At 59.4% G+C, this 23818-nt stretch carries 16 protein-coding genes; 2 read left to right on the forward strand and 14 right to left on the reverse strand.

All coding sequences use genetic code 11. The features are described 5' to 3' along the window. Positions 1 to 114 precede the first annotated feature (114 nt). From TU81_RS02025 to bcsQ, 9 genes are read right to left on the reverse strand one after another with little or no spacing between them, the layout of a single operon-like run. A complete protein-coding gene (locus TU81_RS02025) occupies positions 115 to 1269 on the reverse strand; it encodes an alginate O-acetyltransferase AlgX-related protein (protein WP_048393054.1) in 1155 nt (384 codons plus the stop codon). Beyond that, entirely contained in the window at positions 1269 to 2669 is a 1401-nt protein-coding gene (locus TU81_RS02030) for an MBOAT family O-acyltransferase (RefSeq protein ID WP_038983017.1), read from the reverse strand. Before TU81_RS02030 ends, TU81_RS02025 begins: the two co-directional genes overlap by 1 nt. 18 nt (positions 2670 to 2687) lie before the next feature. Next, a complete protein-coding gene (locus TU81_RS02035; RefSeq protein WP_038983018.1) occupies positions 2688 to 3356 on the reverse strand; it encodes an alginate O-acetyltransferase AlgF in 669 nt (222 codons plus the stop codon). After that, positions 3353 to 4021 carry an SGNH/GDSL hydrolase family protein gene (locus tag TU81_RS02040; RefSeq protein ID WP_038983019.1) on the reverse strand — a complete coding sequence of 223 codons (669 nt, stop codon included), beginning with the start codon at positions 4019 to 4021 and terminating at the stop codon, positions 3353 to 3355. Before TU81_RS02040 ends, TU81_RS02035 begins: the two co-directional genes overlap by 4 nt. 17 nt (positions 4022 to 4038) lie before the next feature. After that, positions 4039 to 7902 (reverse strand): cellulose biosynthesis protein BcsC, encoded by a 3864-nt coding sequence (locus tag TU81_RS02045; RefSeq protein WP_048393057.1) that lies wholly within the window; start codon positions 7900 to 7902, stop codon positions 4039 to 4041. Beyond that, entirely contained in the window at positions 7878 to 9119 is a 1242-nt protein-coding gene (gene bcsZ, locus TU81_RS02050; protein WP_082157793.1) for a cellulose synthase complex periplasmic endoglucanase BcsZ, read from the reverse strand. The genes TU81_RS02045 and bcsZ overlap by 25 nt, the downstream gene beginning before the upstream one ends. Positions 9120 to 9126: 7 nt before the next feature. After that, the gene (gene bcsB, locus TU81_RS02055; protein ID WP_048393059.1) at positions 9127 to 11385 is read right to left on the reverse strand and encodes a cellulose biosynthesis cyclic di-GMP-binding regulatory protein BcsB; all 2259 of its coding nucleotides are present in this window, start codon (positions 11383 to 11385) and stop codon (positions 9127 to 9129) included. A 41-nt stretch (positions 11386 to 11426) separates the two neighbouring features. After that, positions 11427 to 13658: a UDP-forming cellulose synthase catalytic subunit gene (gene bcsA, locus TU81_RS02060; RefSeq protein WP_048393061.1), complete on the reverse strand. Its 2232-nt coding sequence runs from the start codon at positions 13656 to 13658 to the stop codon at positions 11427 to 11429. Beyond that, on the reverse strand, positions 13655 to 14827 hold the full coding sequence (gene bcsQ / locus TU81_RS02065) for a cellulose biosynthesis protein BcsQ (RefSeq protein ID WP_048393063.1): 1173 nt from the start codon (positions 14825 to 14827) through the stop codon (positions 13655 to 13657). The genes bcsA and bcsQ overlap by 4 nt, the downstream gene beginning before the upstream one ends. Positions 14828 to 16055: 1228 nt before the next feature. Between bcsQ and nspC the strand changes: the two genes are divergently transcribed. Continuing rightward, positions 16056 to 17153 (forward strand): carboxynorspermidine decarboxylase, encoded by a 1098-nt coding sequence (gene nspC / locus TU81_RS02070; RefSeq protein WP_048393627.1) that lies wholly within the window; start codon positions 16056 to 16058, stop codon positions 17151 to 17153. A gap of 27 nt (positions 17154 to 17180) precedes the next feature. Beyond that, positions 17181 to 18416, forward strand: a complete 1236-nt coding sequence (locus TU81_RS02075; RefSeq protein ID WP_033036557.1) for a saccharopine dehydrogenase family protein — start codon at positions 17181 to 17183, stop codon at positions 18414 to 18416. Positions 18417 to 18674: 258 nt separating this feature from the next. Here TU81_RS02075 and TU81_RS02080 read toward each other — a convergent pair whose 3' ends face one another. From TU81_RS02080 to TU81_RS02100, 5 genes are all read right to left on the reverse strand, one after another. Then, positions 18675 to 19355, reverse strand: coding sequence for a class I SAM-dependent methyltransferase (locus TU81_RS02080; protein ID WP_048393069.1), 681 nt, complete (start codon positions 19353 to 19355; stop codon positions 18675 to 18677). A gap of 111 nt (positions 19356 to 19466) precedes the next feature. Beyond that, positions 19467 to 20705 carry a DUF2599 domain-containing protein gene (locus TU81_RS02085; RefSeq protein ID WP_048393070.1) on the reverse strand — a complete coding sequence of 413 codons (1239 nt, stop codon included), beginning with the start codon at positions 20703 to 20705 and terminating at the stop codon, positions 19467 to 19469. Between the two features lie 171 nt (positions 20706 to 20876). After that, positions 20877 to 22241, reverse strand: a complete 1365-nt coding sequence (locus TU81_RS02090) for a DUF2599 domain-containing protein (RefSeq protein ID WP_048393072.1) — start codon at positions 22239 to 22241, stop codon at positions 20877 to 20879. Between the two features lie 295 nt (positions 22242 to 22536). Continuing rightward, positions 22537 to 23235 carry an outer membrane protein gene (locus TU81_RS02095; RefSeq protein WP_038983028.1) on the reverse strand — a complete coding sequence of 233 codons (699 nt, stop codon included), beginning with the start codon at positions 23233 to 23235 and terminating at the stop codon, positions 22537 to 22539. A gap of 83 nt (positions 23236 to 23318) precedes the next feature. Then, positions 23319 to 23795, reverse strand: a complete 477-nt coding sequence (locus TU81_RS02100; protein WP_038983029.1) for an SRPBCC family protein — start codon at positions 23793 to 23795, stop codon at positions 23319 to 23321. Positions 23796 to 23818 lie beyond the last annotated feature (23 nt).

The raw sequence follows: 23818 nt of genomic DNA on the forward strand, positions 1-23818 counted from the left end.
GAGATTCTGCCATTTAAAGGTTGCTTTGAGGGTTATGTAGAGTGGAGGGACTCAGACAATGTTTAAACTCCCGGTATCTATGGTAACTACCGCATCCTTGTCCGAGCGATTGGCCTACCGCAACGAGCGATAGGCAATGGGGTCGATGTAAGCCGACTGCAGGTCCCGCTCCGGGATCTCCCAGATGATTTGCTTTGGCGGCGTTTCTTTGGAGGCCGGGTTGTTGAGGTAGCTGTTTGCCGCGCCAGAGAACGCTCCGCCGTCTTTGGCGAAGTTACCCACGGGGGCACCCAGTGCCTGCTGCAGAAATCCTGCGAAGTTGGAGTTGCGTGAGAATGAAGTGCCGATGAGCACGGTGTTGGGGAGGTCGGCATCGCCGAAGAGGTCTGCCTCAGCATCAGGGCTGTCGGCTGAAGCAACGGGAAGTTCGTGGGTGCTGGTTTGGGCGACCATTTCGGGTGCGGGTTGCCATTTGAGCGGCAGCCAGTCGATGCCCGCCAGATGGACCAGATCGCCAGGTCGTACCGCGAGCGGGGCATGACTTTCGTTGAACGATCTGCGTGGCGTTGCGCTGATGCCCAGGGTCTTCAGGCGCTGGGTGATGGCCTCGGCCGCCGCCTTCGCGCCGGATTCACTCCAGTGCGTATCGGTACGCAAAAAGGCATTGGCCCCCAGCGGCGTTAGCGCACCGGTGAGGTCCAGACTCGACACGCCAGCCACATCCAGCTTCGAGGTCCAGGCCTGGATGCGCCCTTCGAGAGCGGCTGGGCGGTGCAGTGCACAACGCTGCTCAGCAGCGATGCGGCTCTTGTCTGGAACGATGACCACCAGCAAGCTGATGTCACGTTGGGAGAGCTGCTGTTTCAGATCAATCACCGCCTGGACTTTGGCATCGGCATTGCGCTGCGCTAGATGATCGACCTTGAGCTCATCGGCCAAAAACAACCAGTCAGGACAACCCGAGCGAACCCTCGGCCCGGTGTCACCGAGGAGCAGCCAACTGACACCGCGCTCCAGCTTGGCGAACGTGGTGGGAAAGGCGGCTTTCGACAGCGACTTGGCGATTTTATGGGTGATAGCTCCGTCAAGAATCTGCGTCACCGATAATCCCGGTGGTAGCGGCGCTATTTGCCCTGACCCGATCAGCCAGCCAGAGGACAGCAGCCCGACGAACAGGAGTATCAGCAGAGATGCGCCTGCCAATGGACTGGTGCGTGCGACCGGATCGTCCGGTTGAGCAAGCGTAATGGTGTGCTCTGGCGTCTTCATCAGAATTGAAAGTACAGAAAGGGTACGGTTTCGCGACTGGCGGTCAGCGCGAACGACAGCATGAAACCGACAATGGGCCAAAGGGCGAGCGCTACGCCGACCCGGTGTTTTTCAGCGTAAGGGCGTAGCAGCGGTGCGACGATACTCAGCACACCCAACAACCCCGCGAGGCCATGGATCGGGCGCAGGGTCGCGGACAGTTCCTCACTGAGGGCAATGCCCTGCAGCCCGAACTGTCCGGCATACAGGTTCAGTGCACTGTGAAAGTCAGGGGCGCGGAACAGTGTCCATGCCAGGCAGACGAACAGCAGTGTCAGCCCATGGGAGAGCACGGGAGGTACAGGGGGCAGGGAGGAGCGGTTCCAGGCACGATCAACACACAACGCAATGCCATGGGCGCAGCCCCACAGTAGATAATTCCAATTGTCGCCACCGTGCCAGAGGCCGGCGATGGCCATGATCAGGAACAGGTTGCGATAGGTTTTCCAGGGGCCGTGGCGATTGCCACCCAGCGGGATATACAGATAGTCACGCAACCAACTGGACAACGACATGTGCCAGCGGCGCCAGAAATCCTGGATGCTGTTGGCCAGATAAGGATGGTTGAAGTTCTCTGGAAAGTGGAAGCCCAGCATCAGTCCCAGACCAATGGCCATGGAACTGTAGCCAGCGAAGTCAAAGAACAGCTGCAGGGAGTAGGCCAGGCAGCCCAGCCAGGCGTCAGAAAAACTGGGGGTCTGCACATTGAACGCCACGTCGACGACGGGCGACAGGGTGTCGGCCACCAGTACCTTCATACACATCCCGACCATGAACCGGCGTGCACCCAGCGAAAAGTTCTGCGCGTTGAAGGAACGCCGATGCAACTCGCGCCGGACCCAGTCATAGCGAATGATGGGGCCGGCGACCGAATGGCCGAACATCGAAATATAGGTCGCGTAATGGATGAAGCTGCGCTCGACCGGCACGGTGCGACGATGCACATCCACCAGGTAGGAAATCGCCTGCAGCACGACAAACGACAATCCGGCCGGCATGATGACCCGTTGCCAGGACAGGGGCGCGGCTCCGGACCAGACCATCGCTTCGTTCAATGTGCCAGCGACAATGTTGGCGTACTTGTACCAGCAGAGCATTGCTGTGTTGAGCACGATCAGGGCGACAAGTATTCGCACACGGCCCTTGCTCTCCTGTCGCCAGGCATCGATCAATAAGCCACCCACCCACGCCGTGATCGTCAGCATCACATGCACAGCGAGGAATCGTGGGCTCAACCAGCCATAGAACAGCCAGCTGCCGATCAGTAGCGTGACGTTGCGCCAGGCGGCTGGGCACACTGCATAAGTGCACAAGAACAGCGGCAGGAACAACGTCAGAAACTCGAGAGAGGCAAAAACCATGGTGGTGGCGAGATCCGATCAGTGGGCCAGGACGTCAGTCGCGAGCAACAGGTAAGGACCATTTGCGCCAGGCAGCAGCACAACGCTGTAGCGCTCGCCGGCCTTGAGCTGGCCCAAGTCAAGTGGGGCGCCGACGTTGGTTTGGGCGCAGACCAATTGAACCGACAGGCTGACCGGGTTGATGGCGCGGCGTTGCACGCTGCCGTCGGCCACCTCCTTGAACAGGTCGGCATTCTTCCCCGCTGCGCGTAAACCGGCCTGGGGGCACGCTGGATCGGCGCTGATAAACGCCAGCGAGGCTCTCAGGCTATTGAAGTCGTCGGGTTGCTCACGGATGACGACCTGGCGGAAACCTTGAGCGTTGTCTGGCAAAGCGATCACGCTGGCGAATTCGCCTGCTGCCACCTGGATGTCCAGCGGCTGGCTTTTACCGTTGCGTTCCAGGATTCCCTTGATCGGCTGGTTGGCGGGCACGGGCAGGTAGTCGGACACGGCATTCGAGCCATCCAGTTTGAGGCTGGCCCGCGAGCCTTCGGCCAGCAGCTGCAAGGGGCGGTCGGCGGCGTTGATAAAGCGCAGGAAGGCCGAGTCCTGATCCGGGCCCGTCGGGTACAAGGCAATGTCGGCGGCCTGGGCGTGCAGGCTCAACAACAAGGACAGGGCAGCGGCCAGCTTTGCTCGATTCATTTTCCGGCTCCTTTGCTGGCGAGGCTGGCGGCGGGCAGTTTGGCCAATGCAGTGCCGATGGCGGTGCCCCATGCTTGATATCCGGCGACGGTGAAGTGCTGCCCATCGGTGGTCATCCACTGCCCGGGTTTGGAGAACGCCAGCGAATCGATGTAGGTGCAAGGCGCAACGTTGGCGGCCAGAAATTGGGACATCAAATGGGTGCGCAGATCATTTTTTTGGTACATGCCACCGGCTTTGCCCCAGGCCGGGCCCACCCAGGCGCAACGGGTCCCGGTGGCCGCGATGGCCTTGGCCAGGCCGGTGACGCTTTGCCACGCCCAAGCCTTCGGAAACACTGGCTTGTCATAGGACGCCATGGTGTCGCCGATGACGAGTACCACCAGGTCGGGCTTCTCGGCGGCGATCAGGTCCTGAATCGGTGTGGTGGTTGCCTCGCGCCCTTTGATCACGATCTTGTCGTTGCCTTTGCGCTCGGCGCCGCAGTCGACCTTCTTGCTGATCAGCCAATCGCCGGCGCTGGCACCGCAGGCACCGATGGAATGAACCTGGGCGCCTTGGCGAGTCAGGTTGTCGTGCAGCGGCTCCAGCAAATGGTCCGCGAGGCTCATATGGCTCTCCCCAAGAACAAGGAGGGACAGGCCGGCAAGGGCAGAAGTGGGCATCGAAAACTCCAGAATGATCAGTTGGAATAAGGCGAGGTGTACGGGCTGACCGGCAGGCTCATGGGGCCGCTGATCTCCTCGAACTGGTAGCGCAAAGACAGGGCGCCGCTCAGTTGTTGGTAGTCGCGGGCGTTGTCCACTCCCAGGTTGGCGCCCAGCAGGAAGTTCGAAGCGACCTTGTATTCAGCCGCCGCGGCGACGCTGTAGCCGATCCCGGTTTTGTTTTGCCCTTCGTAGCGCAGGCCCGAGGCCGCTTGCAGGGCTTTGTCGTTGGGGAAATAGTCGGCGCTGTCCTGCTCGAAATGCTGCACGCCGACCGAGCCCTTGACTTGATACGTCAAGCGCCCGGTGCGTTGTGCCCAGGTCACTGGCACGCCCAGGGCGAAGAACGTCTGCGGGCTGAAATAGCCGCCGTGGCCGTAGGTGAAATAGTCCTGATTGTTGGCGTAGCTGATGCCGGTCATGCTCAGGCCGACGGTCAGCTTGCTGTCCGTTGCGTTTTGCAGGTACCAGTACACACCGCTGCCCAGTTCACTGCGGCTATTGGACTCGACATGGTTGCCCAATAGCTGGTGCCAGGAGGCGTAGCCATAGACGCCGACTTCGTTGTCGTCAAAGCTCAACTGGCCACGCCCGCCATTGGCGGTCACGCCGCCCCAGGACTGCCCGCTGCGTTTGTCCGTGGTGCCGGCAAACGAGGTGACGCTGTCAGTCACCGGACGCCGGGAAACGCTCACGCCGTAACGGACATTAGAGGAGTCGCTCACCGGGCGATCAATGCTGATGCCACCAGTGGCGGTGCTGTATTTGAAGCCGAGCGGGGTGGTGCCGAGATCAGCTTTGAACCCATCCGCGGGCCGTTGAATAGCGACGGAAAGGCCGACACCTTCGGCTTTTTGCGAGCCGACGCCGTCGCTCTGCGCACCGCTACCAAAACGCGACAGCGCGTCGCTGCTGACGCTGCCGGCGTTCAGCGAGACCGGCGTCACGCGCAGGGCGACGCGGCTTTCATCCAATGGGATATTGATTTCCAGCGGTGTCTCAATATCAGTCAGTTTGCTCAGCCCCGACTCACTGTTGTTGCTGCGAATGCTCACGCCCTGGGTGACGTAGGCACTGCGCTCCTGAAGGATTTTATTCAGCGCCAGTTGCGCGGGGCTGATGTCCTCGCTCACCCGTGCTGCGCGCGGCAGCTGCGACTCGAATCGATTGCTCGCCTGCTGCGGACTTGGCAGGGCGTCGATGCCAAAGGGGCTGTGAGATCTCACGCTGCCCGGCATCTCCTGAACCGGTGGCGGGATCGCTGCCAGCAAGGTGTCGCGACTGACTTCGTTACGTGAACCCGACACCCCGGCAAAAGGGTTGGGCGCCACCGTCGAACCGGCCAGTTGGCCGCTCTGGCTTCTGCGTTTCTCGCTCTGTTCAATGGCCACCGCTTTGCGCAGCAGATCGGTCGCCGTGCCGGTCTTGCCCATGTTCTGGTAGAGGCGGGCGGCCTCTGTCAGCGTTTGAGGGTTGCCGGATTCAGTCTTGAGCAGCTGTTGCAGTGCCTGTTCGGCAAAGGCACTGTCATGTGCCAATACCGCGGCGTCGGCGGCACCCAATAGCAGTTGCGGGTCGTTCGGCTGACGTTGTAACAGCGGTTTGTAGAGTTCGAGGGCTTTTGCCGTGTCGCCGTTGGCCGAGTACATTCGCGCCAGCGCCGCGATGGCAGCGCTGTCACCGGGACGTTGCGCCAGTGCAGGCGCTAGCGTGTCATAAGCGCTGGCCAGATTGCCTCGTTCACGCAGCTGGTCAGCCTGGCGGATGCGATAGAGATAGAGCAGGTCGTCAAAGCGCTTGCGAGCCGGCGCGTTCAAGGGCCTGTTCTGAAGGTCGCGCAGAATCTCGTTGACCTGTACGTCTTCTCCGGTTTTAAGCAGGACAGCGGCGTATTGCAGGATGAAGTCCGCCGAGGGCGCCGTGGTGTTTTGCAACTGGCTGCGCATGAGGGCCAGCGCACGGGTTGGCTCGCCGATGTCGACATACGCCGAGGCCAGGCTCGCCGTGCGATCTGGACTGTTGTTGGCCATCGGCTGGATACGATCGAGCAAGGTCAGGGCTTCCTGGCGCTGTCCGCGCTTGCCCAACTCGATCGCCTGGCTGAGTTGCAGGTTGAGGCTGACATCAGCGGCCAGCGCTTCCATGTCCGGGGTGCGCTGGTCGGGGCGCAAGCGTCCCAAGGTTGTCTGGGCGGCTTTCCACTCACCCATTTGCACCGACAGCAAGGCGCTGACGTAAAGCGCATCGGCATTGTCGGGATGGGCCTGGAGCATGGCGCTGATCAGGTCCCGAGCCTTTTGCGGTTCGCCCATCGCCAGGTTCAGGCGGGCCAGGGCGAAACGTGTCCAGATGTTGTCCGGTTCGTAGCGCAGCGCGTCTTGCAAGGCGTTGCGCGCAGCGGGCAGGTCGTTGCGTTGTTCGGCGAGTGCGGCCAGTTGCGTCGCGCGCAAGGCTTGCAGGCGCGCGGACTGGCCGATCTTTGCCTGACCGGTGGCGGGCAGGCTGTTGATCAGTTGCAGGGCTTCATCGTTCTTGCCGCTCTTGAGCAGCACATTGACCAGCCCTTCCAGTGCCTGAGGGTCGTCGCGGCGCTGGATCAAAATCTGCCGATAGTTGCGCTGAGCATCATCGAACTGGCCCGCGCTGGCCTGAATATCCGCCAGGGTGAGGCGAGCATCGACCCCGTTTGGATTCAGCCGCAGCGCCTGGTTGACCAAAACCTGTGCCTGGGCTGTCTGGCCTTTGGCCTGGGCGTCGCGGGCCTGCTGCAACGCCGACCAGTAGCGCACTTCGTTCAGCGCAACTTGCCAGCGGCTGCCGTCGTTTTGTCGCGTGGCCTGACCCAGGAGTTTTTCCGCTTCGGCCAGTCGGTGTTGCTGCTGGCGAATAACCCCAAGGCCGCCCAGCGCGTCAGCATCCTCGGGCCGGGTTTTCAAGCGCGCTTGAAAAGCCTGTTCGGCGGTGGCTTGATCGCCTTCTTTGAGCGCCTTCAGACCGCGCGCGACTTCGGCGGGCGGTTGCCATTCCTTGCTGGCCGTCGTTGCCACCTGTTGCTTGCCCTTGTTCATCTGCGCGCGGATTTCCACGTCATCCGGATGCGTCTTGAGGTACGCCTCGAACAACGGCACTTGTGCCGGATTGGGCGGACCGATCCAGGTCAACGCCAGGCGCCAGCTTTCGTCGGCATCACCGGCAATGTCGGCACGCTGGGTCAGCGCGGCCAGGGCGCGGATGCCCTCGGCACGGCTGTCTTCACGGCGGACCAGATGCTTGGCGTAAAACAGCGCGACGATCGAGTCGTTGGGCATCTCACGTTGCAGGCGCTGGAATCCGCCGCGTGCTTCAGACCAGTCCGCCTGATTGAAGGCAAGGTTGTTGTAATACTCGCGGCCGATCGTACCTTGGGGTGGACGGCCATCGAACAGCGAGCGAAACACGGCGCTCGCCTTGTCACGCTCACCGGCATCGACGAGGCGCCGAGCCTCTTCCAGGCGCTGCTGGTTCTGCGGTTGGGCCACGCTGATGTCCTGCGCCAATTGCAGTGCCTGCCGAGGCGGTGGCTGGATGGCCTGCAAGCGGGCGAGGTATTGCTGCGCCTGTTGTGGCTTGCCCTGTTGCACGCCGATCAAGCCCAGGCCATACAGTGCGTCAACCTGGACCGGGTCCAGCAGCAAGACTTTCAGCCAGACTTCCGCAGCGCGTTGTGGGTTGTTGTGCTGCTGCCAGTACTGCCCTTGCTCGACGAGTAACGTCTGTGGCGTCGGACTTTGAGCGTGGGCAGCAGCGGCCGTCCATGCGCTCATGACGGCGATGGCTAGCGTGCGGTGGTGCGCGTGCATGCGGTCTCCCAGGAGAGTTTCAGCGTTCCGTCTTCCCGGAATCGGTAATGTTTATCTGCCCATCCGAGGGCGAACAGGCTGAGCATGAAGTTGTAGTAACGCGGCGGCCCGGCATCGGCATCAGGCATGGCCAGCGCCTCGTGCAAGGCGAGTTCGACGCGGCGCCGTTGCTGATCGGCCAGCCCGGGTTGGCCCTTGGCCTCAAGGTAGGGAATCAGTGCGGCCCAGAATCCGAACGGGCTCTGACCCTGAACACTGCCGTGGAGAACCTGGACTGTTTCCGGGGGGGAACCCGTCGCGAGAGTGCTGCGGGCCATGCCGTCCAGCCGTTTGAGCAGGAGCGCTGTCAGCGGTTCGGAGGTATCACTCATGCCCAGCCAGAGGTACACGCGAATAGCATCGTAGCTGCCCGTGTCGCCGTGGATCGGGTCGCTTACGAAGGCGCCCGATTGCGCTGAAGTGCCTCGATAACCGACCCAGTCAGCGACGAAGCCGTGGCGGCTTGATTGGGCAATCATCGTCGCGGTGTTGTTGGCAATCGCTTGCCAGGGCCCCGAGGGTGCCTCCTTGGCCAGCCGTCGTAACAGTGGCAGTGGCAGGTAGCTGGGGTTCAGGCGCCAGAGAGCGTCCGGCTGGACGAAGCCCTGTGGTCCAGGCAACACCATCGGGCCCAGCCCGGGGAGCCTGACGACCAATTGCGCTTCAATCGTCGCCATCAGGTGCAGGGCGTCCTGGTGATAGTCCGGCCGATGCCACAGGCGTGCGGCTTCGAGCAGGGCATAGGCGATCCACAGGTCGGCGTCGGCGGCCGAATTGGCGTCTTGCAGGCGCCACTGACCGTCCGTGCCTTGCCCCCATAACCAGCCCGGCAGGCGTGTGGCGGTGGCGGAGCCTGCGAGGTTGGCTGAGGTCCAGCGCCAGAGTTTGTCAAAGCGTGGCTGATCGTTGCCGATCAGTGCGAAGAGCATGCCGTAGGACTGCCCTTCAGAAGTGCTGTGATTGTTCTCCAGGCTCGATTCCAGAACCCGGCCGTCGGCCTGGACGAAGCGCGTTGCATAGGTTTGCCACAGTGGCCAGGCTGGAAGCTCACAGGGGGTTGCGGCCGCTATCCCAGGCGCCAGCAGCGCCAGCGCAAGCACAGCGCTCAACCTGCGCGTGTTACCGCGCAGGCAATGGCGAAGTGAAACACCCCGGCTGCTCATGGACGACACAGGCATGCGCGGCTCATTGACCAAGACGACGTTTGGCCCGTAAGCGCAGGGCCAGGTAGGCCATCGAAGCAAGCAGCAGGATCCCGAGGAGAGTGAACAGCATGAGCGCCATTACGTTTTGCGAGAGGTACCACTGCAGGTAGCGCAATGGGCCCAAGCTCCCGACGTAGTAATCCTGCTCGGCGACCAGCGACTCGACATGCTTGCCCCTGACCACCACCAGACTGCCTTGCAACTCGCGGGCGTTTTCTTCGCTGCTGAGCAGGGCGTTGGTTACGTCGGCCAAGCCGTTTGGCCTTGCGCTGGCGATAAACACCACACTACGCCCACTCTTGAGCGGCGATTCGAATCCAGTCAGATAAGCACTGCCGTCGTCAGCGGTAAACCTGAAGCTGTTGCGCGCTTCACGCAGATTGGTTTTCGTATCCGGGCTGATCCAGTTGCGCAGACGCAAGGGCAGGTCAGACAGTTCAAAGTACTGCGCAGCATCTTCGCCCTTGGCCGGCAGCAGGCTTTGCCATTTCTCCAGCAGCGGCTGATTGTTGCCCGAGGCGAGCACCAGCAAATCCCGGTCGCTTTGCTCGGCTATCTGGTCGGCGTGGACTACCTTCATGCCGGTGGCCGGATAACCGGTGGAGTCGCCGAAGCGGCCCAGCAGGGTCAGGTAGGCGCTCAGATCGGCCGGGCCTGGCTCGTTGGGCAGGATCACCGATGTTTCAGAAAGGTCGGCCATGCGGGTGAACGGGAAGCCACTGTCCTTGAACACCCCAAGGTTGGGCATGGCCATGAAATGTTCGTATTGGCTGAGGTCCAGGGTCGAGTCTGGGTCGATCACACCGCGCATGTTGTCGATGATGATGTCGCGGCATTCGCCCTGTTTGATGTAGTCATACATGAAGCGAAATTGCAGGCGCGATTGTAGGGCTACGGAATTGAGCGGCAACAGCATGCGCGATGTGCGGGCCAGGCTGTCGTCGGTTTTGAGCATTGCCAGCAGGCTGTCGCTGTTGCCGAGTTTCTCGATCGAGGGCAGATCGATCGACTTGATGAAGGTATCGTTGAAGTTGACCAGCAACGAGGAATTGGTGGAGACCGGTTGCGGCGTATAGCGGTATTTCAGGTCAAGTTGCGCACCAGGCTCACGCCAGTTGAACAGGTCGGGTGGCAAGCGCAGCGCAACCGTCATTTGCCCCGGGTTATAACCCGACACATTGAGTTCGGCGGGCTTCGCCAGTTCACCCAGGCGAACCGGGCGATCGGAGGGCAGCCAGTTAGGCGCGTCGTACGGTCGGCGTGGCTTGAGCGAGTCGATCCGGTCGATCACTACGCTCTGCCCGGAGAAGGCCGAGCCACCGAGAGCCAGCGCTGTCGCGGCGACCTTGAGATCGGCGCCATCGCGCCCGGAGACGATCAACAGTTTGCCCTGAGCATCATTCGGGTTGCTCACGAGTGTCAATGTCGGCCCCGTGGCCTCTTTGATCGGTAAGCCACTCAAGGCCGTTGATTCGCTGCCGCTGACAAACACCACGGCGTTGCCTTTGGCCGGCAGGCTGGAGAGGCTGGCGGGGAAGGTTGCGCCGCGGTAGCTGGCCAGGGCGCCAAACCAGGACGACAGGATACCGGCGGCCTCAAGCTCAGGGCCGCCCGGGCGCCCGGTGAACACGAAGGGCAGCTTCAGGAGCGAGGCGTCTCGACGATCGAACAGGGGCAGCGGCAGAGCGGACAGGTCGTTGGGCTGTTTAATCGAGGACACCTGGAGGCTCAGCTGACTCTCGTTGCCGATCCTGGCCCACAGGCTGGAGTGCAAAGGGTCTTCACATTGCATTGTGTAGTGACCGATGAACTGCAGGCTGAGCCGGTTGAATTCGGTGATGGTCTGCGGCGGAATCTGCACGGTCCGGGTCTGCAATTTACCGGCCTCTTCCTTCGGGAGGGGCAGGCTGGCGGCCACTTGATCGTTGACCAGCACATTGATCTGCGAAAGGTCGGCCAGCAGCGCCGGTGAGTAGCTGTACTGCAGCGTGACCTGCGCCGCCGTGACGACTTCATCGGCGCGTACATCGAAGTTCACACTGTCGGTAGCCTCCACGCCTTTAAGGGTCATCGAATAGCTTTTGCCCAGGTCCTTGAGGGTGCGGGTATAGCTGTTGCCCGGGGCATCGGTCCCGGGTAACGCTGCGACCGGCATCACCGCCGGCTCTGTGGCGCTGATTTGGGCGGCAGCACTCAATGCCCAGCCGCTCCAGCCCACTAGCGAGCAGGTGATCAGCATGAGTGAGCGACGAGGAAGAAAGGTCCGGCGAGTGGAAGGCTTCAAGATCGTTGCGTATCCGCGGTGGAGTCGATAGGTGATGGAGCGTCCGGGCGTTTGCGCAGCAGCGCCTGGCTGTCCTTTAGGGTTGCAATGAACAAGCGCAGGATGGCGCGCAAGCCAATGCTGCTGACCTCGCGCAACGCCGACATTGGCGCGTCGAGGCGACCGTTACCCCACGTGTTGGCCCAGGTGTCGGCCCGTGAAAAGGTCAGTCGCACCAGCTCACTTTGCTGGCGCAGGGTCAAAGCCTCGAATTGCACGCCCGCCACGTTGTCGTTGCTGAAGACCGTTTTTGCGGGAAAGAGGCTTGAGGGCGGTGTGCGCAGAATGCACAGCCGCAGCTTCTCATTGACGTTGAGCAGAGCCTGCGGTGGCAGTGCCAGACCCACGCCGTTTTGTGAGAAGTCCCGGGTTATGCAATCGAACCAGGTGCCGTCTTCGCGATAGACGCGCACGGGCAGATCCGCGGGCACCCTGGGTTCGTTGCGCACCTGAGAGGATTCAGTGGCCACCGCCACGGCGGTGCTGACGATGACGATGTTGTACACGGTCCAGGCCAGGTTGATCAGCAGGGTAGTGGCCTCGGCAGAATCACTCCCGATCAGTTTCACCACGCCGATCGCCAGACCGATCATATTCAAGGTCAGCAGGACGATATAAGGCCGCGCGAGCTTCCAGTTGAAATAGTCCTTTTCGATGGTGCCGCCCTTGTCGGTCACGTTGAATCTGCCCAGCGAAGGGCTGATCAGGGCCAACAGCACCGGTCGCATGATGTACCAGGCCAATACCGACTCATACACTTCGTTCCAGAAGGAATGGCGGAAGCGCCCCTGGATGCTGGAGTTGGTCAGGCTGGAATGGAAAATATGCGGCAGTACATAGACCGTGACCATCAGCGCCGAGGCATGGAAAATCTGCGCGTCGAAAAATAGGTAGGCCAAGGGCGCGGTCAAGAACACCAGGCGGGGCAGGCTGTAGAAAAAGTGCATCATGGCGTTGAGGTAGCAGATGCGCTGCCCCAGGTTCAGTCCTTTGCCAAACAACGGATTGTCGGTCCGAAAAATCTGCGCCATGCCCCGCGCCCAGCGTATGCGCTGGCTGATGTGTCGGGAAAGGCTTTCGGTGGCCAGTCCCGCCGCTTGTGGCACGGCGAGGTAAGCGGTATTGAAACCACGGCGATTGAGCTTGAGTGCCGTGTGCGCATCCTCCGTCACGGTTTCGGTGGCGATGCCGCCGACTTCCAGCAAATGAGTCCGCCGGATGACCGCGCAGGAGCCACAGAAGAAGGCCGCGTTCCACAGGTCGTTGCCGTCCTGCACCAGGCCGTAGAACAGCTCACCTTCATTGGGTACCGAGCGAAAGGTATCGAGGTTTTTTTCGAACGGATCGGGTGAATAGAAAAAGTGCGGCGTTTGCAGCAACGCCAGGTTCGGGTCCTTTAAAAACCAGCCCATGGTGATCTGCAGGAAGGAGCGGGTGGGCACGTGGTCGGCGTCGAATATGGCAATGAACTCGCCATCGGTGACTTTGAGTGCCTCGTTGAGGTTGCCGGCCTTGGCATGTTGATTGTTGTCGCGGGTGATGTAGTTGACACCAATCTGCTGACAGAAAACCTTGAACTCCTCACGGCGTCCGTCATCGAGCATGTGCACCCGCAGTTTGCCCTCGGGCCAGTCAATGGCCTGAGCAGCGAGCACCACCAGTTTGACGATACCCAATGCTTCGTTATAGGTAGGAATGAAGACGTCTACCGTCGGCCATTCTGCGGGCGGCTGTTGCAGAAACTGCGGTTTGCGGCGCAACGGCCAGGCGGTCTGTACATAGCCGAAGACCAGGACGAGCAAGGCATACAGTTCGGCCAGCACCAGCCCGTAGCCAAATACGGCATCCTGCCAGTTGTCGAAGTCCAGGGTGTCGGACAGGCGCCAGTACATGTAACGCAACGAAGCGATCAGCGAGAGGGTGATCAGGGTCAGGATCGCCAGACGCCCGGCTTGCTTGCGGATGATCAGGCTGGCGGCAAAACAGACGGCGGCAAACGCGGCTTGGGAATACAGATTCAGCGGCGCAGTGAGGATACCCAGCACCAACGATGCTGCGACCAGCCCGGCTGAGACCTTCAGGCCTTGGCGCCAACGCAGGGGCCATCGACTGACGCGAGCCTGGAAAGTATCCAGTAGCCCCTGCAACCACCACGTCTTTGCAGGTAGCTGATTCAGCTGCGCGGTCATGGCGTGCCCTGCTGGCTGGAAGTATCCGCGAAAAGCAGGGCATGGACCGCGCCGGACAGCGAAAGAATGTCCTGGCAGCCAATGCTCTCAGGTGCGTACTGGAGGGGGTCCCGACCATAGGCCAGCGACTCGTTGAATTGGTGATCGAGGCGAATCGTCCCGATCAGGTCAGCGCCGAGCCGCCGCAGAAACAGCACGCCCATGTCCCTGCTGAACGAGCGCGAGTCATCCCGTTGGTTGAGCACATACCGGTGCCGCTGCGCGCGTCGTCGGGTGGTTTCCAGCCACTGGGTCATGGTGTCCAGTGCCAGGTAGGAGGCCGCGTCGGCCACCGTCATCACCAGCACCAGATCGGCGGCGTCGAGCGCCTGTTGCGAATAGACGGTCGCACCCGAAGGCGTGTCCAGGATCACGGTATCGTTTTCGCTGAGGTCCATTGACGCAAGGTGCTGATTCAACCAGTCAGCATCTTCAAGCATCAACTGCCTGAGCAAGCGGCGATCGTTCATCTCGCCAGTGCCGAAGGGCAGGCACTCACTGTCGCTAAAGCCCGGCAGACGATGAGCGCCCCAGTCTGCGTCTTGCTCTTTGAGCTGGATCAGCCCGGGAACCTGTCTGGTGATACCCAAGTGGCTGGACAGCGCGTTCTGAGGGTCCAGATCAATCGCGATGGTTCGCCCGCCAGGGCGCCGAAATGTTTTCGCGAGGCCAGCGGCGACGGTGCTTTTACCCACCCCACCATTCGCTGAAACGATAGCAATGACCTTCGCCTTGGTCCGCCTGCGAGTCGTTTCTGGCAGACCGTCTCGACGAACCTGGTTGAGTTCACGCAACAGGTCGCTCAATCGCTGACGGTCACCGGTAGCAGAACTCGCAGGTGGCTCGGTCAGGGGAGGGGATTTGGGCGAAGGTAGCGAGAGGACAACATTCTTCACGGGCTCGACCGGCGCGCCAATCAATAAAGAAGGCTGTGGCTCGTTCAGTAGAAACACAGAGGGCGTTGGTGTTGGTGTTGGGGGAGACAAGGCCACCGACGGTCCTGGCTCAGCCAGCGCAGATGTAACCGGATCGTCTTTGAAATCTTTATAGTTCGGTTGTATTTCCTGGTAACTCTGCGCATTGGCGCCAAAACGTGTAAAGAGTTTCGTAATATCGTCTACATATTTCATGCGTTGTACCAGGAATGAAATAACTCAGAAACTCAGCATTCCATTAACTTGACAAAGTTGATGTGTCGTTTTGGCGTTGGCAGAGTGCCATTAATCTAGGGTGGCTGCGTCTGAGTGTCAATGAATGTTATAAAAAGTCAGGGAGGCTTGTTAATGTTAATAGAGTGTTATTAAAGTGTTATGTTGTTTGTGGGAAGTGTTAGTGTCGGTGCGTCAAGATAATGACTTTCACAGTCAGGTGCAGTGTGATGATTGGTGATGGGTTTATTTGTTGGGGGGAATAACTTTCGGCGCGATAGAGTTTGAGTATGGATTGCCTTCGATGATTTGATGCTGGGTTATGTATTAAAGAAGTTGACTGATGGGTTTGAAAAAATGGTGGTGCTTTAAATGATACTTTTTCGTATAAGGCAAGCTATTTCAGAGATGGCAGGCATTACATGCAGACTGGCTCTGGCCGTTGAAAACCTGGTCGCAATATCTGATTGCCGGACCGGATAGGGTGTAAATCAGGTTGTAGCCAACTTCAGACGCTCGAAACGCCTGACCGATCTGGATTTGTCCGTTTTTGCCAGATGTCGAGCTATGGACGCTAGTTTGCGAGAGCAGTAAGGGCAGCTCCGGGTATGCCTGTTTTCAATCAGCGCCGACAGTTGTGAGTTGACCGGCGAGCTCGACTCCATCGCGGCCAGTCCAACGCCATTAATACAGTCAGCCTGATGACTGCTGTTTCGATGGGTTGTAGATAGAACTCGGTAGCGTGGCTTGGAATCACCGAGACTCGTTTCCCGCTAAAAATATGGTGCCTCAGAGTACTATTGAGTTTTGTAAGTGATTGAAATTATGACCTTTTAGTTTCTTTCGTTTCGGTAAATTCCGCCAAAATCATCAAGCAAAAAAAAGCCGCCTAAAGTGGCAGCAGAAAAAACAGCAGGCGTTGAGCAGCCTGAGTATCGCCTTCGGAAGGTTACAAAACGATGACGAATTTTTATGCATCGAAGACGGCATTTCGTCATCGTGAAGACCAGGCAGCATCCAATGGCGCGGCGCCCCGCTATGCATCATTCTGAGCAGAACTGACTGACGGCCGTTTAAGGTGCCGGTGACGCTGGCTCCTGGATCCAATTAAGGACGGCTCAGCGAACTGCGCTCTCTGCTCTTTCGATATGTGGCAAGTGAAGGCACAATGCGCATCCTTTTTTTGGCTGGCCTTGCCGGAGGCCTCGAAATGATCAAGACGCCGTACTACCTCATCGACAAACAAAAGCTGCTGGCGAACATGCAGAAGATCGCTTACGTGCGCGAACAGTCCGGGGCGAAGGCCCTGCTGGCACTCAAGTGCTTCGCCACCTGGTCGGTATTCGATCTGATGCAGCAATACATGGACGGCACTACGTCGTCGTCGCTCTATGAGCTCAAGCTCGGTCGACAGAAGTTCGCTGGCGAGACCCATGCCTACAGCGTGGCCTGGGCCGACGACGAGATCGAGGAGATGCTCGACAACTGCGACAAGATCATCTTCAACTCCATTGGCCAGTTGCAGCGCTACACTGAAGCTTCAGCAGGCAAGGTGCGTGGTCTGCGGGTCAATCCGCAGGTGAGCAGCTCGGATTACCTGCTAGCCGATCCGGCGCGGCCATTCAGCCGTCTGGGCGAGTGGGATCCGGTGAAGATCGAGCAAGTTATCGAGCAGATCTCGGGCTTCATGTTCCACAACAACTGCGAGAACGCCGACTTCGGCCTGTTCGACCAGATGCTGTGCACCATCGAAGAGCGCTTCGGCCATCTGCTGCACAAGGTCGAGTGGGTCAGCCTGGGCGGCGGTATTCACTTCACCGGTGAAGGCTATGCGATCGACGAGTTCTGCGCGCGGCTCAAGGCCTTCTCGCAGAAATACGGCGTGCAGGTCTACCTGGAACCGGGCGAAGCTGCCATCACTCAGAGTGCGTCGCTGGAAGTCACCGTGCTCGACACCCTCTACAACGGCAAGCACCTGGCCGTAGTGGACAGCTCCATCGAGGCGCACATGCTCGATCTGCTGATCTATCGCCTGAATGCCAAGCTGGCGCCCAGCGAAGGCGAACATACCTACATGGTGTGCGGCAAATCCTGCCTGGCCGGCGACATTTTCGGTGAGTACCAATTTGATCGTCCTCTGGCCATCGGCGATCGGCTGTCGTTCATCGACGCAGCGGGTTACACCATGGTCAAGAAGAACTGGTTCAACGGCCTGAAAATGCCGTCCATCGTAGTGAAACAACTTGACGGTAGTGTCGAGGTGGTTCGTGAGTTTGGTTACAACGACTACATGTCCAGCCTTTCGTAAGCTGGCTGAGAAGGAGAGAGAGAAAAATTGAAGAAGAACGTGCTTATCATTGGTGCAGGAGGTGTCGCCAAGGTGGTGGCCCACAAGTGCGCGCAGCACAACGATGAACTCGGTCGTATTGCTATCGCGTCGCGCAACATCTCCAAATGCCAGGCCATCATCGACAGCGTCAAGGCCAAGGGCAGCCTCAAAGAGCCCGCTGACATCAAAGCCTTCTCGCTGAACGCTATGGATGTCGAGGCGACCAAGGCGCTGATCCGCGAAACCGGATCGCAGATCGTCATCAACGTCGGTTCTGCCTTTCTCAACATGTCGGTGCTGCGTGCCTGCATCGATACCGGCGTGGCCTACCTGGACACCGCCATTCACGAAGAACCAGGCAAAATCTGCGAGACGCCGCCCTGGTACGGCAACTACGAGTGGAAGCACCTCGAGGAATGCAAAGAGAAGAACATCACCGCGATCCTCGGTGTGGGCTTCGACCCGGGTGTGGTCAACGCCTATGCAGCGTTGGCACAACAACAGTATTTCGACCGTATTGATTCGATCGACATTCTCGACGTCAATGCCGGTTCCCATGGCAAGTATTTCGCCACCAATTTCGATCCGGAAATCAACTTCCGCGAATTCACCGGACAAGTGTGGAGCTGGCAGAACAGCCAGTGGACCAGCAACACGATGTTCGAAGTCAAACGCACCGACGACCTGCCGGTTGTAGGGGCGCAGAATCTGTACCTGACCGGCCACGATGAAGTGCACTCCCTGTCGAAGAACCTCGGCGTGCCCAACGTGCGTTTCTGGATGAGCTTTGGCGAGCATTACATCAATGTGTTCACCGTACTCAAGAACCTCGGCCTGCTCTCCGAGCAACCGGTCAAAACCGCTGAAGGCCTGGAAGTCGTGCCGCTGAAAGTGGTCAAGGCCGTGCTTCCTGATCCGAGCTCGCTGGCGCCTGGCTACACCGGCAAGACCTGCATCGGCGACCTGGTAAAAGGCACCAAGGATGGTCAGCCGCGCGAAGTGTTCATCTACAACGTCGCCGACCACGAAGAAGCCTTTGCGGAAACCGACAGTCAGGGCATTTCCTATACCGCTGGCGTGCCACCTGTGGCAGCAGCCCTGCTGGTCGCCCGTGGCGAATGGGATGTGCAGCGCATGGCCAACGTCGAGGAGCTGCCGGCCGAGCCGTTCCTCAAGGCGCTGGATGTGATGGGCCTGCCGACCCGCATCAAGGATGAGAATGGAGACCGTCCCTGGAGCTGAAACGCCCTGAGGCGTGCAAAATACAGGTGAGTCTTGTATTGCGCTCCAAACGCAAAAACGCCGCTCCTTGAGCGGCGTTTTTGTTTGTGCGTCATTTGCTGGGCTCGCCCTAATGCCAGTCAGTTAAGCGAGTAAGCCGCTTTTTTGTAGGAGCCAGGCTTGCCGGCGAAGGCGTTCTTAAGGACGCCTTCGCCGGCAAGCCTGGCTCCTACAGGTCCGATTTTCCCTTAACTGACTGGCATTAGGGCTTGCCCCGGGTTAATCGCAATCACCCCGTTGCTCAGCCACCAACAGCAACGACTGCGGCACAGGACTTTGCGGGTGCTGCGGCTCCTGCAGGCCGGCCAGCTGAAAACCGGCCATGTCCAGAGCATTGAGCCAACTGGACAACGTGCGGAAGTACCACGGCATGGGTTGCCACTGCCCCTTGAACCCAGTGAAGGTCTCTTCCCGCCAACCATCCTGATAGTCACCCGCCGCCGCGGTCCACGGATGCAGTGTCTGGATCACCAGCGCGCCGCGAGGGGCGAGCAGGGCGTTCATGGCGGCGAGCAGAGGGATGATGTCCTGGTGCAACAGGGCGAAGTTGGCGCAGATCAGGTCGTAGTTGCTGCCGATGTCCACCTTCGCCTCCACCAACTCTTCATAACTCGCCAAATGCACCGGCGAAGAGCCCGACGACCGCGCCGCGTCGACCAGCGTCGCATCGCCATCCACACCGACCGCCGTGATGGCCCGTTCAGCCAGCGCCCGCAACAGCCAGCCCTCGCCGCAGCCCAGGTCGAGCACGCGCTCGGGTTGACGGCCTAGCACCGCCAGCAGGATTGCCTGGTCGGTGACCTTGAGGCGGCTTTCGATGGTGCCGGCACGGATGGCCTCGATCCAAAAGTGGGCGTTGTGGTGCCAGCTCTGGAGGAGGGTGGATTCGGGGGCGGGCATTTCGATGTCCAGAGTTGTTGGGTGGATGAAGGATAGGACAAATGCTGGTGTAAAAAATGCAACCTGCCGATACCAGGGGTATCGGCAGATCGGGTTTGCCGCTCAAAAGCCTCAGTAAGGATTACAGTGTTGCGCTATGGCCTTGGCCTGGTCGACGTATGGCCGCTTCGGTTCGAGGTTCCACTCGGGCTTGTTCCTGACAGGCTTGCCGTCGAAGGTTGCCGCCAGATGACAAACCATTTGCCGGCGGATTGACCCACCATTGACGCTGTATTGCCTCCATTGCTCATCGTTTTTGTGCTTGTTGTACAACTCAGCAAACATTCTGTCGGTCTGATCGTCCTTGATAGCGCGGCCGCAAGCGGTGGGCACTACCTCAAGTGACCACGTGTCGGGCCCGAGTTTCGGATCGTCGCGTCGTAACCAGGTGCTTGACTCGATGTACTTGTCACAAAATTGTTGCGTGGGTGGAGGCGTGGTTCTGGCGCAGGAGAAGGTGGCCTTGCTAACCGGCGTTCTTGGAAAATCAATCTTGATGACGTTGCGATCCTTTCCTGTCTTGTTTTTATAGTCCCGCTGATTGGCCAAAGCATCATTCAAACCACGTTGATCGCTGTAGAAAAAGGCCAGAATCGGTAGTTCGTCATCTTTCGGGTTACCCAGGCGGAATTCTGTCTGGGTTTGAAACTCACGGGTGTTGATGACTTGCCGAGCCCCCATAAAGTTTCGAAAAGCGTCTACCCGATCCTTGCTGCTCATGGGGTTGCGCATATTGAAGCCACATTGCAACTGGTCCTGCTTCCTGTCGTTGTTGAACCTGGTGAAATGCGCGACCCAGGTGTTAGCGCTAGTGATAGGCGGCGCCATGGCCTGGCATACTGCCTCTGTCTGGCTGGTGTTCTTATTGTTGCCACAGCCTCGGTCATCTCGAAAATCGGTCCAGGCGTCGTTAGGAAACGCACAGTAGACATGCACCGGAGTCTCTGGATCGCGTACTTGATCTATCGGGGTAATGAGGTAGCCGTTCTGAGTACTCATGCCAGGATCTTCATAGCTGATGCCATCGGCACGCATCCAGGAAGCGGCAAAAGTACCCAACTCCTTGGCTTTCGGGCTTGGATTCCATACATCCCATTTCTCCCCCTTCGCCGGGTTGGCTCGGTGAGTGCCCCTGACCAACAACCCCGAACAGTCCGACGCCGGATCCTGCCTGCAACTATCGACTGTGTTGTTGTACAACGTTTCAACCCGTTTCAGCGTCTCCTCGCATGATTCGGCGTTGGCCAATGTCGTTTGCAAGAGCAACGGAAATATGAGTAATGGAGTGATCCTGTTCAGACGTTTTTTCATGGCGCTACTTCCTTGTGGTTGGAGCCGATAGCCGGCGCGGGCGTCCATGCCGGTGATACAAAAAACACAATGGTTCGCTGCACGCGCCGGCCTCTTTCGCCGACGACTTGCGCGACCTTGCGCAGACAACGGCAGCGCCCTCGGGCGAGGGCGCCACAGCACTCCGGCCATTCAACGCAGGATTGGGTTGCAACCTGCGGCCCGGGTCTCGCTGTCAGATAACGCAGGCCTGAAAGGCTCGAGATTCCACGGCGTCTTGCTGCGGTAGTTGACCAGCACGCAGTTCAATTGCTGGCGCATGCTGCCGACGGAATTTTCATTGTCGCGCCAGTTGCTATCCGCGCCCTTGAGGGCGAACAGCTGGTTGTACAAAGCCCCGGCCTGCTCGTTGGGCAAGGCGCGGCCAGCCGCTGTGGGCACCACGCTCAAGGTCCATTCGTCCTTGCGGGTGCCCGGGTCGTAACGCTTGACCCAAGTGGCTGCAGCGATGTAGCTGGGCGCAGGCGCAGCCGGCATTGGCTGTGCACCACCGGCAACCGTCAGGTCTATCGCCTGGTCGGCGGCGACATAGCTGAAACGCTGCTCCGCAGGCTTGGTGAAGTCCAGCCGCAGGATCGGCACGCTGTAGCCCTGGGCCTGGAGTTTCTTCTGGAAGTTGCGCGCGCTGTTCAGGCCGTCTTCCGGTTTCGGTGGTGCCTGATCACCGCGGGTGGCGAAGTTCTGCGTGCTGTTGACGTTGTAGATGAAGGCATCGATGTACTTCATGTTTTCGCTGCCATCGTTGGTCGCCGAGGCATTCTTCAACATGAACTCGTTGACCTGGGCACTGAAGGCGAAGGGATCCTTGTGAGTGGTGTTCGGCCGGGACTCGTGGACCCGGATCATGGTGTTCCAGTCGCTGGGTTTTTCCGCGTTCCAGGAGCACTGGCTGTATTGGATCGGTCCCTTCATCAGCCCGGTGTATTTCTGGGTCCATTGCTCGGCGGTGCTCACCGAGGCTTCCGCGCAGGTGCCGTAGGCGAGGGCGGAGTTGCGATTGTTCATCGCGCTCTGGGCCGCACGCGGTGGCTCGCGGCTGTCGAAGAAGCCGCAACCGTACCACTTGCGCTCCGGCCCGGTACCGCCATCGAAGGCGTAGATGCAGGTCCAGCCCTGCTCCTTGACCGGCAGGCTCAAGGCCGCCGCATCGGTTGGGGTGCGCAGGATGAAACCGGCCGGGTGGATGAGAATCCGGGTGCTCAGGTCCTTGCGGATCCAGGAGTAGGAGGTCGCACCGATCTTGATCGCGTAGGGGCTGTAGTCCCAGGGGTTGAAGGGGCCGTCGTTGACCATGCGCAAGGTCACGCCGCTGCAGTAGTAGTGACCGCGTGCGGCACCGGTATCGGGTTCCTGGCAAGCGTCCTTGAGGGTGTTGTAGTTGTGGTTGATGCGGTTCAGGGTCTGCAGCGGATCGAGCGGCGGCTGGGCGGCAACCGCACAGAACGCCAGGGGCAGAGTCCAGGCCAAGGTAAAAGACGAACGAACGGACGGGTACATTGTCGACACTCCTTGTCGCACGAGATGATTTCCTTTAACTCACCAAAGTAGTCAACTCAGCCATTGCGGTCAAACCAGTACTTTCTTCACAGGCTTCAGCATCGATGTGATTTACAGGTGTTGAGTCTTGGAGGTGGTGCGCTAGATTGACGTCGTGGGGGCGCTTACAACGGCGAGATGTGTCGAACCTGTTTAATTCTCTCTGACATAGGGCGCAAGCCGGTGAGACTCTGCGCCGAAGCTTTTCACCGGCTTGTCGTAGCGACGCCTTGCAAGGCGCCGATCTGTGTACCGCTTAGAACCAATAATGCAGGCCGAGCATTAATGACTGGGCGCTATAGTCAGTGCTCACATCGCCTTGGGGCAGGCCCTGAATGTCACCGAAGTGCGCATCGCGAGTCTTGAGGTATCGATAATCCATGGACAAGGACCATTGATCGGTGAGCTCGAAACCTACCCCGGCTCCGAGTTGAAAGGCCGATACGGTGTCGCGATGGGTGCCGCCGAACTGGACGCCGCCGGCTTCCAGGCCACTGACCGTCAGGGTGGTGTAGCCCAGACCGCCGCCAATATAGGGGGTGAACCGGCTGAAGGGTGCTGGCAGGTTCAAGACGTCATACCAGAGGTTGGCCATCAGGCTGGTGGCTTCTTCTTCGCCTTTACCGTCGATGCTCCCGCCGCCTTCGTAGACCCGGTTATTGAACTGGGTCAGGGTGTTTTTACGGTAGCTGATTTCCACTTCAGGTCTGAGCCCGATGGGAAATCGCCAGCCCAATGCCAGTCCGGTGGCGAAGCCGGAGTGTAACGGCTGGTTGAACTCCATCTCGACAAAATCGAGGTTGTTCTGGTTAAGGTCCTGCGGAGCAACCCAGTTCAGGCCGCCCATGACACTGATGTAGGGGCCGAGCGTGTCGGCGGAACTGGACTCCGGGGCGATAAAACCCATGCCAATGACGCCCATCACGAGATACTGAGGTTTTTTTAGTAGGTTCATGCTCGGTCCGAAGTGTGCCGTTATCGATAAGTAAGCGAAGCGTGTTCGGGAGCGAGCGTTCAACACTCTCCTCCCGGGATATTTCATACTCGGTGCAAATGCGCTCCAGGTTTTTCGAGCCCTGGGGTACTGATGGCATTCGCTCGTTGTTCAGCCAAAGTGCACAGGTTGCCCAGTGCGGTGGTCATTGCCGCGGTCAGCATTTTGCGTAGCAGCCCACGGTATAAAAAACTCAAGGGGCCAGAGATCTTCGCGCTATGGATGACCTGGGTTTCATTCGGGGAAAGCCTGCGCATCTGGTGATCGAATTCAAGGTCGATCCAAAGCAGTCTTGCCGTGTTCCGATAGCTTTCATGCAGACTCACCGCCTCTAGTTTCAACGGCATGTTCAGGCCATTTTTGAGGATGCATTTGCCTCGCGTCCCAGGTTGAAACGGGCCATTGAGTTCACAATGGCTGACGTCGGTATCCCATAACGGCGCTTCTGAAAAATTGCTCCAGATCTTCCATATTTCAGCGGGCGGCGATTTGACTATGACTTGCACTTTGACATCGTTCACGGCGACACCTTGATTGTTGGGGG

This window comes from Pseudomonas lini (assembly GCF_001042905.1).
Classification (GTDB): Bacteria; Pseudomonadota; Gammaproteobacteria; order Pseudomonadales; family Pseudomonadaceae; genus Aquipseudomonas; species Aquipseudomonas lini.

Coding starts and splice junctions, on each gene's coding strand:
- TU81_RS02025 (WP_048393054.1), bottom strand. CDS start 1,269: ATGAAGACGCCAGAGCACACCATTACGCTTGCTCAACCGGACGATCCG.
- TU81_RS02030 (WP_038983017.1), bottom strand. CDS start 2,669: ATGGTTTTTGCCTCTCTCGAGTTTCTGACGTTGTTCCTGCCGCTGTTC.
- TU81_RS02035 (WP_038983018.1), bottom strand. CDS start 3,356: ATGAATCGAGCAAAGCTGGCCGCTGCCCTGTCCTTGTTGTTGAGCCTG.
- TU81_RS02040 (WP_038983019.1), bottom strand. CDS start 4,021: ATGCCCACTTCTGCCCTTGCCGGCCTGTCCCTCCTTGTTCTTGGGGAG.
- TU81_RS02045 (WP_048393057.1), bottom strand. CDS start 7,902: ATGCACGCGCACCACCGCACGCTAGCCATCGCCGTCATGAGCGCATGG.
- bcsZ (WP_082157793.1), bottom strand. CDS start 9,119: ATGCCTGTGTCGTCCATGAGCAGCCGGGGTGTTTCACTTCGCCATTGC.
- bcsB (WP_048393059.1), bottom strand. CDS start 11,385: ATGCTGATCACCTGCTCGCTAGTGGGCTGGAGCGGCTGGGCATTGAGT.
- bcsA (WP_048393061.1), bottom strand. CDS start 13,658: ATGACCGCGCAGCTGAATCAGCTACCTGCAAAGACGTGGTGGTTGCAG.
- bcsQ (WP_048393063.1), bottom strand. CDS start 14,827: ATGAAATATGTAGACGATATTACGAAACTCTTTACACGTTTTGGCGCC.
- nspC (WP_048393627.1), top strand. CDS start 16,056: ATGATCAAGACGCCGTACTACCTCATCGACAAACAAAAGCTGCTGGCG.
- TU81_RS02080 (WP_048393069.1), bottom strand. CDS start 19,355: ATGCCCGCCCCCGAATCCACCCTCCTCCAGAGCTGGCACCACAACGCC.
- TU81_RS02085 (WP_048393070.1), bottom strand. CDS start 20,705: ATGAAAAAACGTCTGAACAGGATCACTCCATTACTCATATTTCCGTTG.
- TU81_RS02090 (WP_048393072.1), bottom strand. CDS start 22,241: ATGTACCCGTCCGTTCGTTCGTCTTTTACCTTGGCCTGGACTCTGCCC.
- TU81_RS02095 (WP_038983028.1), bottom strand. CDS start 23,235: ATGAACCTACTAAAAAAACCTCAGTATCTCGTGATGGGCGTCATTGGC.